Raw genomic sequence first — 12,613 nt, 5'->3', positions numbered from 1 at the left:
GCCGTCCATGGTCGCAGCTCAGCCCGCGCGATACACCGACGTGAGCAGTTCCCGCACCCCCGCGCCCCCGGGCCTGTGGCCGTCGGAAACGACGCCCGACCGGTATCCGCGGCCGTGCGGGAACTGCTCACGTCGGTGTATCGCGCGGGCTGAGCTGCGACCATGGACGGCAAGCATGCCTGCAATACAGCAGACAAAATTGTTGACAATCTTGTTTGGCTAGATTTAGGTTCGACAGGCACTCACTCAGGGAGGGCACGATGCCGAAAGAAGCCCGTCCGAGCACCGGAGAGCAGGCCAAACAGCATGCGCTCGCGCAGCTGCGGCAGGCGATCCTGCACGGCGAGATGGCGCCGGCGCAGCGGCTGGTGGAGAACGAGCTCGCCGAGCAGTTCGGTGTGACGCGGGCCAGCATCCGCGCGGCACTCATCGATCTCGAGTCCCAGGGGCTCGTGGAGCGGATCCGCAACCGTGGTTCACGGGTGCGGGTGGTGACCGTGGACGAAGCGGTCGCCATCACCGAGTGCCGCATGGTCCTCGAAGGGCTGTGCGCGGCGAAGGCGTCGGTCGCGGCGAGCGACGAGCAGTTGGTCGAACTCACCGACCTCGGCACGGCCATGTCCAAGGCCGTCGCCGACGGTGAGCCGGTCACCTACTCCGAGCTCAACCATGAACTGCACGTCCGTATCCGGGAGTTCTCCGGCCAGGAGACCGCGCAGGAGCTGCTGGAGCGGCTCAACGCCCAACTGGTGCGTCACCGCTTCCAGTTGGCGCTGCGTCCGGGGCGTCCGCAGCAATCCCTGAACGAGCATCTGACCATGATCGAGGCGATCAGGGCCAGGGACCCGCAGGCGGCCGAGGCGGCCGTCCGCGCCCACCTCACCAGCGTGATCGAGGCGCTGCGCGACTGATCACACCGGCGCGGGGCGGGCGCACACCTGTTCATCACGGCGGGCGAGCCGAAGAGGCGCGTCGGTGCCGGGACCGTGAGCGCGCGGAGGCCCGCCGGGCTGAGCGCGGTCGCGGTCCCGACACCGGCCGGAGCGCCGCGGAGGCGAGCCGCCACGTAGTTGGGAGATTTCAGCATGTCCGAGGCCAACGCGCCCGCCAGCCCACGATCGACACTTGTCATCACCGCGCACGCCGGCGACTTCGTGTGGCGTGCGGGCGGCGCCATCGCCCTGGCGGCATCCCGCGGCGAGAAGGTCACCATCGCCTGTCTGACCTTCGGTGAGCGCGGTGAGTCCGCCAAGGCGTGGCGCGAGGGTAGGAAGCTGGACGAGATCAAGGCGATACGCCGGGAGGAGGCCGAGCGGGCCGCCGCCGCCCTCGGCGCCGAGGTCCGTTTCTTCGACGCCGGTGACTACCCGCTCCTCGTCACCCCCGAGCTGACCGACCGGCTCGTCGAGGTCTACCGCGACACCCAGCCCGACGTCGTGCTCACCCACCCCGTCGAGGACCCGTACAACGGCGACCACCCGGCCGCCAACCGCATGGCACTGGAGGCCCGTGTCCTCGCGCAGGCCATCGGCTACCCCGGCCCCGGGGAGATCATCGGCGCCCCGCCGGTCTTCTTCTTCGAGCCGCACCAGCCCGAGATGAGCGGCTTCAAGCCCGAGGTCCTCCTCGACATCACCGACGTCTGGGACACCAAGCGCAGGGCCATGGAGTGCCTCGGCGCCCAGCAGCACCTGTGGGACTACTACACCGACCTCGCCGTCCGCCGCGGCGTCCAGCTCAAGCGCAACGCCGGCCCGAACCTGGGCCTGGCCCACAAGACCATGGCCGAGGCGTACATGCGCCCCTACCCGCAGATCGCGAAGGAGCTGGCATGAGCGGCGTGATCGTCACCAACCCGCCGAAGGCGGAGCTCAAGGACGTCGACGCGCTGGCCGGCTACGGCGTGGCGACGGTGAGCGAGGCGCTGGGTCGAACAGGCCTGCTGGGCCCGGAGATCCGCCCTGTCCAGCAGGGGGTGCGGGTCGCCGGAACGGCCGTCACCGTGATCGGCTGGCCCGGCGACAACCTCATGATCCATGCCGCCGTCGAGCAGTGCGGCGAGGGCGACATCCTGGTCGTCACCACCACCTCCCCGTGCACGGACGGCCTGTTCGGCGAGCTGTTCGCGACCGCCCTCAAGCAGCGCGGGGTGCGCGGTGTCGTCACCGCCACCGGCATCCGCGACACCCAGGAACTGCGCGACATGGGCTTCGCCGCCTGGTCCCGCGCGGTCTCCTCGCAGGGCACGGTCAAGGCCACCGGCGGCTCGGTCAACGTGCCGATCGCCATCGACGGCCAGGTGATCCGCCCCGGCGACGTGATCCTCGCCGACGACGACGGTGTCGTGGTCGTCCCTCGCGAGCGCGCCCGGGAGGCCGTCGAGCGGTCAGAGGCCCGCGAGGCCAAGGAGGCGGCCACCCGCGCCGCCTTCATCGACGGCCAACTCGGCCTGGACCGCTATGGATTGAGGGAGACCCTCAAGCGCCTCGGCGTCGAGTACCAGTCGTACGAGCAGTACGCGGGGGAGTCGTCGTGACCTCCCTGCCCGAGGAGGTGCGCTGTCTGCTGATGCGGGGCGGCACCTCCAAGGGCGCCTACTTCCTCGCCGACGACCTCCCCGCCGAACCGGCCCTGCGCGACGACCTGTTGCTGCGGATCATGGGCAGCCCGGACGAGCGGCAGATCGACGGTCTGGGCGGCGCGCACCCGCTCACCAGCAAGGTGGCGGTGGTGTCCCCGTCCGCCGATCCGCGGGCCGACGTCGACTATCTCTTCCTCCAGGTCGTCGTCGACCGGCCCGAGGTGAGCGACCGTCAGAACTGCGGGAACATCCTCGCCGGCGTCGGCCCGTTCGCCGTCGAGCGTGGACTGGTCCCGGCGGGGCAGGAGCGCACCTCCGTGCGTATCCGCATGGTCAACTCCGGCGACCACGCCACGGCGACCTTTCCCACTCCGGGCGGCCGGGTCGACTACACCGGCGACGCACGGATCTCCGGAGTGCCGGGGACGGCCGCCCCCGTGGTGATCGAGTTCCCGGCCGCCGGGAGCGGGCTGCTGCCCACGGGAAACGTCCGCGACGAGATCGACGGCGTCCAGGCGACCTGTGTGGACAACGGCATGCCGACCGTGCTGATCGCCGCCACCTCGCTGAAGGTCACCGGGTACGAGTCGCCCAAGGACCTGGAGGAGGACCTGGCGCTCGCCGACCGGCTGCACCGGATCCGCCTCCGGGCGGGCCGGCTGATGGGGCTCGGCGACGTCTCGGACACCACCGTCCCCAAGCTCACCCTCCTCGCCCCGCCCCGCGAGGGCGGCGCGGTCACCACCCGCACCTTCATACCGGTGCGCTGCCACACCTCGATCGGGGTGCTCGGCGCGGCCAGTGTGGCCGCTGGGCTGCGGATCGACGGCAGTGTGGGCGCGGACCTCGCGGAGCTTGCTCCCGAAAGTGACCGAATTCGCATAGAACATCCCACCGGATTCCTCGACATCGAAAGTAGCCTCGGGACCACCCCCGAAGGCCTCCCCACCGCCCGCCGCACGGCCGTGGTCCGCACGGCCCGCAAGCTCTTCGACGGCACCGTCTTCCCCCGGGCTGCCGCACGACCCCAAGGAGGTCACCGATGACTCCGCCGCTAGGCGACATCGCGCACATCGGCCACGCCCAGCTGTTCACCCCGGACCTGGACGCCAGCGTCGGCTTCTTCACCGACTACCTGGGCCTCACGGTCAACGGACAGGACGGCGACACCGTCTATCTGCGGACCTTCGACGACTACGAGCACCACAGCCTGGTCCTCACCGCCCGCGAACAGCCCGGCCTCGGCCGGCTCGCCCTGCGCACCTCCAGCGAGGAGGCACTCCACCGCCGCGTCGAGGCGAACGAGGCGGCGGGCGGCACGGGCAGGTGGGCCGAGGACGAACCCGGTCTCGGCAAGCTCTACGTCACCACCGACCCCGACGGCCATGAACACGCCCTGTACTGGGAGAGCGAGCACTACCGCGCCCCCGAGGAGCTCAGGCCCGCGCTGAAGAACCAGCCGCAGGCCAAACCCAACCGGGGTGTGGGCGTGCGGCGCCTGGACCACATCAACTTCCTCGCCGCCGATGTGCTCGCCAACGCCGAGTTCCAGCAACAGGTTCTCGGTGCCCGGCCCACCGAGCAGATCCGGCTGGACAGCGGGAAGATCGCGGCGCGCTGGCTGACGTACACGAACAAGTCGTACGACGTCGTCTACACCTCGGACTGGACCGGCAGTGCCGGGCGGCTGCACCACATCGCCTTCGCGACCGACACCCGCGAGGACATCCTGCGCGCGGCCGATCTCGCCATCGACAGCGGTGTGTTCATCGAGACGGGCCCGCACAAGCACGCCATCCAGCAGACGTTCTTCCTCTACGTCTACGAGCCGGGCGGCAACCGCATCGAGCTGTGCAACCCGCTCACGCGGCTCGTCCTCGCGCCCGACTGGCCGCTGATCACCTGGACCGAGGAGGAACGCAAGAAGGGACAGGCCTGGGGTCTTCGGACCATTGAGTCGTTCCACACCCACGGGACGCCACCGGTGGCCTGAGCTGGGCAAAGGGCCGTCCATCACGGGTCACCGACGATTGTCGATGAGATTGTTGACAAAAACGTTGACTCTTGGCGGGCGGCTCCCTAGCGTCTAGCGCACCAAGCACGAGAGGTAACCAACGATGTCTTCCTCCCCCTCCCCGTCCCTTTCCGCCCGCGGCAGCAGACTGGCCCTCCTGGCCGTCGGTCTGTGCTGGCTGGCCGTGCTCTTCGACGGCCTCGACATGTTCATCTACGGCTCGGTGCTGCCGCACCTGCTGGAGACGAAGACCTTCGGCCTCACCGCCGACCAGGCCGGTGACCTCGGCTCCTACGCCACCTTCGGGATGCTGGTCGGCGCGCTCACCGCCGGCACCGTCGCCGACCGGATCGGCCGCAAGAAGCTGATGGTCGCCTGCGTGACCCTCTTCTCGCTGGCCTCCGGCGTCTGCGCCATGGCGGGCAGTGTCGAGGTCTTCGGCCTCGGCCGGACCCTGGCGGGCGTCGGACTCGGCGGCCTGCTGCCCACCGCGATCAGCATGGTCTCCGACTACGCCCCGCGCGGCCGCGGCGCCCTCGTCATCGGCCTGCTGATGACCGCCCACCACGCGGGCGGCATCCTCTCCGCCTACGTCGCCAAGTGGCTCATCGACCCCGTCGGCTGGCGTGCCGCGTTCTGGGTCTGTGTGCTCCCGCTGCTCTTCGCACCGGTGCTCGCCAGGTTCCTGCCGGAGTCGCTGAGCTTCCTGGTCGCCAAGGGCCGCGGCGAGGAGGCCCGGGCGCTCGCCGAGAAGTACGACGTCGAACTGCCCGCCGCCAAGTCCGGCAAGAAGACGGCCGCCGACCGCTGGGACGCCCTCGCGGGCCTCTTCCGCGGCGGCGAGTGGATCCAGACCCTGCTCTACTGGCTCGCCTCCTTCGGCGGACTGCTCCTGGTCTACGGCGTCGCCACCTGGCTGCCCACCCTGATGCGCGCCGAGGGCTACGCACTGGGTGACGCCCTGAGCTTCGTGGTCGTCTTCAACCTGGGCGGCATCGTGGGCATGCTGGTCGCCGGACGGGCCGCCGACCGGTTCGGCGCCCCGCGCATCTCGGCCCTGTGGTTCGCGCTGACCGCCGTGGGCGTCTTCCTGCTCAGCGTCCACATGGCCCAGACCGTCACGATGATCGTCGTCTTCTTCACCGGCGTCTTCCTCAACAGCGCCCAGACGATGATCTACGCGACCGTCTCGATCCGCTCCAGCCCGGACAACCGTGCCACCAGCGTCGGCTGGACCTCGGGCATGGGCCGCTTCGGCGCCGTCTTCGGCCCCTGGCTCGGCGGCCAGCTGCTCGCCTCCGGCAACGGCGAGTTCGGCTTCACCGCCTTCGCGATCGCCGGACTGTCGTCCATGGTCTTCATCGGCATCGCCGCACTGCGCAGCTCCAGGCAGGGCGCACCGAGCGGTGCGGACCAGGAGCTGGTCAGCGCTCACTGACCCGCAGGGGGCAAGGACGGAAGCCGGTCACCGCACACGCTGCGGGGACCGGCTTCCGGCGTGTCAGAGATCGACGACCAGGTCCGGGGCGGCCACGTCCGTGGGGCCCGCGAAGGCTGCCGCCCCCAGGGCCGCCTCGGGGTCGGTGCCGGGCCACAGGTGGGTGAGCAGCAGTCGTGCCACGCCCGCCTGTCGGGCGTACCGGCCGGCCAGGCGCGCGGTGAGCAGATACGGCTCGTCGGCGTCCGGCACCCGCTCGACGTACGTCGCCTCCGACAGGAACAGATCGGCGCCCGCCGCCAGCTGCTCGATGTCGGGGCTGGGGCCGGTGTCACCGGTGTAGGCGAGCACTGAGCGAGGGGTGGCCAGCCGGATGCCCGCGTTGGGCACGAAGTGCGGCAGGAGCCAGGTGTCGGTGCGGAACGGGCCGATGTCCATGCCGTCGCCGGGGCTGAACTCATGGAGTGCGTACGCGTCCGCGAGCATGTTCCGCCTGTCCAGCGCCAGAACCGCGTCCGCCGCCCCATGCGGTGCGAACACCGGCAGGGGCGGCGGCGGGGCGTCACTCAACCCCCGTGCGCGCAGCAGGGGGTTGAGGTCGGCGCAGTGGTCGGGGTGGCCGTGGCTGAGCAGCACGGCGTCGACCTCGTCGACGGTGCCGTGCCTCAACAGCCGGGGCAGCGAGGCGTATCCGGGATCGACCAGCAGCCGGAAACCGTCGTACTCGACGAGATAGCCGCTGCACGCCTGGTCCGCGGTGGGCCAGGCGCCGCAGCCGCCGAGGACTGTCAATCGCATGGCCCAGGAGCTTAGTTCGGCTCAGTCCTTGCCCATCTGGTCCTCGGCCGAGAGGTGCTCCACCGTGCGGCCCGTCTCGGTGAAGGTCCGGGTGACATGGCCGGACGAGTACACCCACAGGATCCGCAGCGGGGTGTCGCCGATGTTGCGGAAGAGGTGGGGGACGGGTGACGGGACATAGGTGGTGTCGAACCGCTCCAGCCGGGTCACCTCGCCGTCCACCCACACCTCCGCCTCGCCTTCGAGGACCGTCACGTGCTCGTCGCAGTTGTGCGAGTGCAACGGGGCCCCGGAGCCGACCGGATAGACGCTCATCCCGCTGGTGATCAGGTTCTCCCCGCCCGCCGACGGCGTGGTGATCAGCGGTGTCGTCACGACGGCTCCGCCCCGGTCGAGCAGCGGTACGGACGCGACCTTGATGATCGTGGTCATCCGGAAATTCCTCTCCGTTCACGGGTGATGCGCTGAACGACGGTAGGTCGCGCGCCCGCGAACGGGTGCCCTCCAACGTGCAGTTTTACCTTGCGTTTCGGGAGGGGTGAGCTTCTCGAACACGGCTGTACGGTCGGCTCGCATCGCACGGTTCATGGATCCGTGACGGAAACGCGCCGGAAAGAAAAGGCAGGTATCGGCCAGATGAGGCTCCCCGTTCTCAACGAAGAGGAAATGGACCAGCGGCAGCAGGAGCTGGCCGCCCGTATCGCCGGGCGCCGCGGCGCCGTCCGCGGTCCCTTCCGGGTCTGGCTGCACAGCCCGGAGATGTGCGAGCGGGCTGAGTCGCTCGGTGCCTTCGCCCGCTTCGACTGCTCCCTGCCGGGGCACCTGCGCGAGCTCACGCTGCTGATGGCCGCCCGGAACTGGGACGCGCAGTACTCCTGGAACGCCCATGTGCACCAGGCGATCGAGGCCGGCATCCCGGAGGCCGCCGTGAAGGCCGTCGCCGAGAAGCGCGAGGCGGTCTTCGACAACGAGGCCGACCAGGCGTTCTACCAGTTCTGCCGGGAGGTCCTGGAGGAGCACTTCGTCACCGACGAGACCTTCGCCCGGGCCCTTGAACACTTCGGCTCCAAGGGCCTGGTCGACACGATCGGCGCGCTCGGAAACTTCACGATGCTCGGCATGTGCCTGAACACCTTCCAGGTGGACCTCCAGGCCGACAAGGAGCCCCCCTTCCCGGACATCCGCGGCTACGGACGCGTGCCCGCCGACGGCGACGAGCCGCAGCCGTGACCTCCCCGGGAGAGACAGCCGTGAGCGCTACGACCGCTGCGGCCGACGCCGTCCTGCGGGTACGCGGCGTCACCAAGAGCTTCGGCGGGGCGGCCGCCCTCAAAGGCGTCGACCTCGATCTGTACCCGGGCGAGATCCACGCGCTGATGGGCATGAACGGCGCCGGCAAGTCGACCCTCGTGCAGGTCCTCTCGGGGGTGCACCAGCCCGACGGCGGCACCGTCGAGGTCGACGGCCACAGCCACCACGGGCTGACCGTCCGCAGGGCACGCGGGCTCGGCATCGCCTCGGTGCCGCAGCGCCGCGAACTGGCCATGGGGCTGACCGTCGCCGAGAACATCATGCTCGGCGACCTGCCCACCCGGGGCGGCGCCGTGCACTGGGGGTCGGTCAGGACCCGGGCGCACACGGCCCTGGAAGGGCTCGGCATCGACATCGACGTGACACGGACCGCCGGGTCGCTCACCGTCGCCGAGCAGACCATGGTCGAGGTGGCGCGCGAGGTGCGCCGCGGTGGCCGCATCCTGATCCTCGACGAGCCCACCGCCTGCCTCAGCGCCAAGGACGCGGGCCGGATCCGCGCCCTGGTGCGCACCCTGCGGGACGAGGGCGTCGCCGTCGTCTACATCTCGCACTACATCGACGAGGTCATGGCCGTCGCCGACCGCCTCACCGTCCTGCGCGACGGCACCGTCGTCACCAGCGCCCCGGCCACCGAGATGGACCCGGCCGGCCTGGTCCGCGCCATGGTCGGGCGGGACGTCGTCTCCCAGCGCCCCGAACGCCCCGCCGCGAAGGACGAGATCGGCCTCGCGGTGCGCGGACTGAGCCAGGGCCGGGCCATCGAGGACTTCACCGTCGAGGTGCGCAAGGGCGAGATCGTCGCCGTGCTCGGCCCCGCGGGGGACGCGCAGTCCCGGCTGTTCGACCTGCTCTCCGGGCGGCAGCGCCCCGACACCGGCGAACTGGCCGTCGACGGCAGGAACGTCGGCTTCGGCCGCGTCGCCGCCTCGCTCGCCGGCGGACTGCGCTGTGTCACCGGCGACCGCCGCAGCCTCGGCCTCGTCCCGGAGCTGAGCGTCGACGAGAACCTGATGCTGGCCGACGACCGCTTCGCCCGCCGGCGCCTGCATCTGCGCGCCGCCCTGGCCCGCCGCGCGGCACCGCTGCGCCGCGCCTACGGCGTACGCGCCCTGTCCGGGAACCCGCCGGTCAACGCGCTGTCGGGCGGCAACCAGCAGAAGGTCCTGCTCGGCAAGTGGCTGGACACCGATCCGGTCGCCTGCTTCCTGGAGGACCCCACCAACGGCGTGGACGTCGCCGCCATGGCCGACATCCACACCCTCGTCGACGACCTCGCCGCGCGCGGGGTGGCCGTACTCCTCGCCTCCTCCTCGGCCGAGGAGGTCATGCGGCTCGCCGACCGGGTCGTCGTCGTCAGCGCGGGCCGCACGGTCGCCGAACACGACATCACCGCCATCACCCGCGACGAACTCGTCGCCACCGCTCTCGGAGGACAACCGCAGTGAGCGTCAAGACACTTCCCGATGCCCCCGAGGCACAGCGGGCAAGGACCGGGTTCTCGCCGCGCGGCATCCCGCACTCCGGCCTGATGGCGGTCCTGGTGATCGTCGTGGTCGCCACCGCCCTGCAGACCGACTCGTTCACCACCGACACCAACATCATCAACATCCTGCGCCAGGTCAGCATCAACGCCGTGATCGCCGCCGGTCTCACCTTGCTGATGACCGCGGGCGGCATGGACTTCTCCATGGGCAGCATCGTCGTCGTCACCGCGGCGGTGGCGGCCCAGATGCTGGCGCACGGCTGGTCGACCTGGCTCACGGTGGTCGCCGCCATCGTCCTGGGCACCCTCATCGGCCTGGTCAACGGGGTGGTGGCGACGTTCACCACGGTGGCGCCCTTCGTGGTCACCCTGGCGACGGCCACCCTGCTGGACGGCGTCTGTCTGCTGGTCCTCGACGGGCAGACCGTCTCCATCGGCACCCGGATGTTCGCGCTCGGCAACGAGAAGGTCGCCGGCGTGCCCTACCTGCTGATCGTGGCCGTCCTCGTGATGGTCGCGACGGCCCTGGTCATGCGGTTCACCGTGTTCGGCCGGGACGCCTTCGCCATCGGCGGCAACGAGCACGTCGCCCGGCTCAGCGGCATCAACGTCCCCGCCCGCAAACTCACGCTGTACGCCACGACCGGCGCGCTCGCCGGACTGGCCGGCCTGATGACGCTGTCCCGGCTGGGCTCCAGCAGCCCCGGTGCCGGCGGCCTCGCCATCCAGCTCACCGCCGTCGCCGCGGTCGTCATCGGCGGCACCTCGCTGGCCGGCGGCCACGGCACGATCATCGGCACCGCCCTCGGGGTGATCCTCCTCGGCGTGGTGGCCAACGCCCTGAACCTCGTGCAGATCTCCGCCAACTGGCAGCCGGTCTCGGTCGGCGCGGTCCTGCTGATCGCCGCCGTCGCCAACGAGATGCAGAAGGCCCGCTCCGCACGGCACTGAACTCACCTGTAGAGAAAGGCGCTTCACCATGAGACTGTCCACCCGTTCCCGCCGGGCCCTGTTCGCCGCGGTTGCCACCAGCACGCTCGTGCTGAGCGGTTGCGGCACCGACGACGACAGCGCCCAGGGCTCCGAGGCGCTCTCCCTCGGCTTCGTCAACGGCGGTGACACGCACTTCCACTCCTGCCTTCAGAAGGCCGTACAGGCGACGGCGAAGACGGAAGGAGCGGAGGTCTTCACGGCCAACTCCCACCAGAACGCCGGGACCGAGCTGTCCAACATCGAGGACATGATCTCCCGCAACGTGAGCGCGCTGATCGTGCAGACGGTCAACGTCGACGCGCTCAAGGGCGACATAGCGAAGGCCAAGGCCGCGGGCATCCCGATCTATCTGACCTCCGTGGCCACCAGCGAGGTGGACGACATCCTCGGCGCGGCGGTCGTCGACCTCAAGAAGGCCGGCGCCCTGGACGCCGGGTGGATCGAGAAGGACGCGGCCGGCGAGGACGTGAACGTCGGCATCGTCGCGGGCGCCCCGGGTGCCGCCTCCGAGCTGCTGGTCGGCGGCTTCAAGGACGCCCTGCCGGCCACCGCGAAGGTCGTCGCGAACCAGCCCGGCATGTTCAACCCGGCCAAGGCGCAGGAGGTCGCCGAGAACATGATCCAGGCCCACCCCGACCTCGACTACGCCTTCGTCGCCAACGAGGAGATGGCCTTCGCCGTCCGCAAGGCCTTCGACGCGGCCGGCGCCGAGGACGTCAGGATCGTCACCGTCAACGGCACGGAGGACGGCATCGCGGCCGTGAAGGCGGGAACACTCTCCGCCACCGTGGCCAACTCGGCACTGTCGATCGGCGAGACCGCGGTGCGGAACACGGTCGGTCTTCTCGGCAAGAAGAAGGTTGACAAGATTGCCAACATTCCCCTTGTCTTGGTCACCAGGGACAACGTGAGCGAAGCGCCTCAGTACTGCCCCAAGTAACAACAACCCCCCGTTCCCGACGCCGCGAACGGAAGGGCCCCGGAGGAAAAATGGATCGCTTGCTCCTCATGCACAGCTTCGTCACCGTCGCACAGGTCGGCAGCTTCAGCGGAGCCGCCAAGAAGCTGGGCTCTTCCGGCTCGCTGGTGTCACGGCATGTCGCCGAACTGGAACGGCAGGTCGGAGTGCGTCTCGTCAACCGCACGGCCCGCTCGGTGAGCCTCACCGAGCCGGGGCAGCGGTACGCGGAGTTCTCCGCCCGCATACTGGAGGAGATCGAGGCCGAGGACGCCGGCATCGCCCATCTCCACGACCGGGCCGAAGGCACGCTCAGCGTCATCTGCCCCAAATGGATAGGCAGCCTGGATCTCGGTGACGCGATAGCCGCCTTTTCCGCGGCACATCCCAAAATCCAGGTCCGTTTCGAACTCGGCGGAATGTCCGACCGTACCTACGACTTCCTCGACAGCGGATTCGACGTCGCCTTCCACACCCGGGATCTGCGCGACTCCAGCGTCCGGCTCAAGAAGATCTCCTCGCTGCCGTTCGTCCTGTGCGCCTCCAAGGCCTACATCGAGCGGCACGGCGAGCTCGCCCACCCCAACGACCTCGCGGCCCACGACTGCCTGGTCCATGTGAACGACCCGGTCTGGCGCATCGGCCACGGTCACGCGAGCACCCTGCACAAGATCCGCAACATCGCGTTCTCCTCCAACTCGTACATCGCCCTCCAGAAGGCCGCCGTACACGGCCGGGGCGTCGCCCTGCTGCCGCAGCGCCCGGTCTACGACGACCTCGTCTCCGGCGCGCTCCAGGCACTGCTGCCCGAGCTGGCGGTCCCGGACCGCCCCCTGTACGCGATCTACGGCCCCGGACAGGACACCCCGCGCAAGGTCAGTGTCTTCCTGGACTTCCTCGCCGAGTGGTTCTCGCAGAACCCCATTCCCGCGCTCCGGCCGTAAGCGATCCGGCCGCAAGTGATCCGGCCGTACGAGATCCGGCCGACCTCGCAAGAAACGATTGCGCACCTCGTGCGGCTCGGGCCATTGAGG

General features: G+C 70.0%; 13 protein-coding genes. 11 read left to right on the top strand and 2 right to left on the bottom strand.

Annotation, left to right across the window (positions count from 1 at the left end; all coding sequences use genetic code 11):
• Positions 1–260: 260 nt before the first annotated feature.
• The 6 genes from HLK59_RS08005 to HLK59_RS07980 all read left to right on the top strand — a co-directional run bounded on the left by HLK59_RS08005 (position 261) and on the right by HLK59_RS07980 (position 6,033).
• Positions 261–911 (top strand): GntR family transcriptional regulator, encoded by a 651-nt coding sequence (locus HLK59_RS08005; protein WP_171140562.1) that lies wholly within the window; start codon positions 261–263, stop codon positions 909–911.
• 174 nt (positions 912–1,085) lie between these two features.
• Positions 1,086–1,835: a PIG-L deacetylase family protein gene (locus tag HLK59_RS08000; RefSeq protein WP_171140561.1), complete on the top strand. Its 750-nt coding sequence runs from the start codon at positions 1,086–1,088 to the stop codon at positions 1,833–1,835.
• A complete protein-coding gene (locus tag HLK59_RS07995; protein ID WP_171140560.1) occupies positions 1,832–2,536 on the top strand; it encodes a 4-carboxy-4-hydroxy-2-oxoadipate aldolase/oxaloacetate decarboxylase in 705 nt (234 codons plus the stop codon). The genes HLK59_RS08000 and HLK59_RS07995 overlap by 4 nt, the downstream gene beginning before the upstream one ends.
• 32 nt (positions 2,537–2,568) lie before the next feature.
• Entirely contained in the window at positions 2,569–3,627 is a 1,059-nt protein-coding gene (locus HLK59_RS07990; protein ID WP_171140571.1) for a 4-oxalomesaconate tautomerase, read from the top strand.
• Positions 3,624–4,574, top strand: a complete 951-nt coding sequence (locus HLK59_RS07985; protein ID WP_171140559.1) for a VOC family protein — start codon at positions 3,624–3,626, stop codon at positions 4,572–4,574. Before HLK59_RS07990 ends, HLK59_RS07985 begins: the two co-directional genes overlap by 4 nt.
• A 124-nt stretch (positions 4,575–4,698) precedes the next feature.
• A complete protein-coding gene (locus HLK59_RS07980) occupies positions 4,699–6,033 on the top strand; it encodes an aromatic acid/H+ symport family MFS transporter (RefSeq protein WP_171140558.1) in 1,335 nt (444 codons plus the stop codon).
• A gap of 63 nt (positions 6,034–6,096) precedes the next feature.
• Here HLK59_RS07980 and HLK59_RS07975 read toward each other — a convergent pair whose 3' ends face one another.
• Together HLK59_RS07975 and HLK59_RS07970 are read right to left on the bottom strand one after the other, a co-directional pair.
• A complete protein-coding gene (locus tag HLK59_RS07975) occupies positions 6,097–6,831 on the bottom strand; it encodes an MBL fold metallo-hydrolase (RefSeq protein ID WP_171140557.1) in 735 nt (244 codons plus the stop codon).
• A gap of 21 nt (positions 6,832–6,852) precedes the next feature.
• The gene (locus HLK59_RS07970; protein WP_171140556.1) at positions 6,853–7,263 is read right to left on the bottom strand and encodes a cupin domain-containing protein; all 411 of its coding nucleotides are present in this window, start codon (positions 7,261–7,263) and stop codon (positions 6,853–6,855) included.
• 234 nt (positions 7,264–7,497) lie between these two features.
• Here HLK59_RS07970 and HLK59_RS07965 point away from each other — a divergent pair, with 234 nt between their 5' ends.
• The 5 genes from HLK59_RS07965 to HLK59_RS07945 are packed head-to-tail and all read left to right on the top strand — an operon-like array spanning position 7,498 to position 12,523.
• On the top strand, positions 7,498–8,061 hold the full coding sequence (locus HLK59_RS07965; RefSeq protein ID WP_171140570.1) for a carboxymuconolactone decarboxylase family protein: 564 nt from the start codon (positions 7,498–7,500) through the stop codon (positions 8,059–8,061).
• A gap of 20 nt (positions 8,062–8,081) precedes the next feature.
• Positions 8,082–9,590: a sugar ABC transporter ATP-binding protein gene (locus HLK59_RS07960; protein ID WP_346779670.1), complete on the top strand. Its 1,509-nt coding sequence runs from the start codon at positions 8,082–8,084 to the stop codon at positions 9,588–9,590.
• On the top strand, positions 9,587–10,579 hold the full coding sequence (locus tag HLK59_RS07955; protein ID WP_346779669.1) for an ABC transporter permease: 993 nt from the start codon (positions 9,587–9,589) through the stop codon (positions 10,577–10,579). The genes HLK59_RS07960 and HLK59_RS07955 overlap by 4 nt, the downstream gene beginning before the upstream one ends.
• 28 nt (positions 10,580–10,607) lie before the next feature.
• Entirely contained in the window at positions 10,608–11,561 is a 954-nt protein-coding gene (locus HLK59_RS07950) for a sugar ABC transporter substrate-binding protein (RefSeq protein ID WP_171140554.1), read from the top strand.
• A gap of 50 nt (positions 11,562–11,611) precedes the next feature.
• Complete coding sequence (locus HLK59_RS07945) at positions 11,612–12,523, top strand: LysR family transcriptional regulator (protein ID WP_171140553.1); 912 nt, start codon at positions 11,612–11,614, stop codon at positions 12,521–12,523.
• Positions 12,524–12,613: the final 90 nt, after the last annotated feature.

The organism is Streptomyces sp. S3(2020) (genome assembly GCF_013044505.1).
Lineage (GTDB): Bacteria > Actinomycetota > Actinomycetes > Streptomycetales > Streptomycetaceae > Streptomyces.
This window is presented reverse-complemented; position numbering and strand designations above follow the sequence as displayed.

Coding starts and splice junctions, on each gene's coding strand:
- HLK59_RS08005 (WP_171140562.1), top strand. CDS start 261: ATGCCGAAAGAAGCCCGTCCGAGCACCGGAGAGCAGGCCAAACAGCAT.
- HLK59_RS08000 (WP_171140561.1), top strand. CDS start 1,086: ATGTCCGAGGCCAACGCGCCCGCCAGCCCACGATCGACACTTGTCATC.
- HLK59_RS07995 (WP_171140560.1), top strand. CDS start 1,832: ATGAGCGGCGTGATCGTCACCAACCCGCCGAAGGCGGAGCTCAAGGAC.
- HLK59_RS07990 (WP_171140571.1), top strand. CDS start 2,569: ATGCGGGGCGGCACCTCCAAGGGCGCCTACTTCCTCGCCGACGACCTC.
- HLK59_RS07985 (WP_171140559.1), top strand. CDS start 3,624: ATGACTCCGCCGCTAGGCGACATCGCGCACATCGGCCACGCCCAGCTG.
- HLK59_RS07980 (WP_171140558.1), top strand. CDS start 4,699: ATGTCTTCCTCCCCCTCCCCGTCCCTTTCCGCCCGCGGCAGCAGACTG.
- HLK59_RS07975 (WP_171140557.1), bottom strand. CDS start 6,831: ATGCGATTGACAGTCCTCGGCGGCTGCGGCGCCTGGCCCACCGCGGAC.
- HLK59_RS07970 (WP_171140556.1), bottom strand. CDS start 7,263: ATGACCACGATCATCAAGGTCGCGTCCGTACCGCTGCTCGACCGGGGC.
- HLK59_RS07965 (WP_171140570.1), top strand. CDS start 7,498: ATGGACCAGCGGCAGCAGGAGCTGGCCGCCCGTATCGCCGGGCGCCGC.
- HLK59_RS07950 (WP_171140554.1), top strand. CDS start 10,608: ATGAGACTGTCCACCCGTTCCCGCCGGGCCCTGTTCGCCGCGGTTGCC.
- HLK59_RS07945 (WP_171140553.1), top strand. CDS start 11,612: ATGGATCGCTTGCTCCTCATGCACAGCTTCGTCACCGTCGCACAGGTC.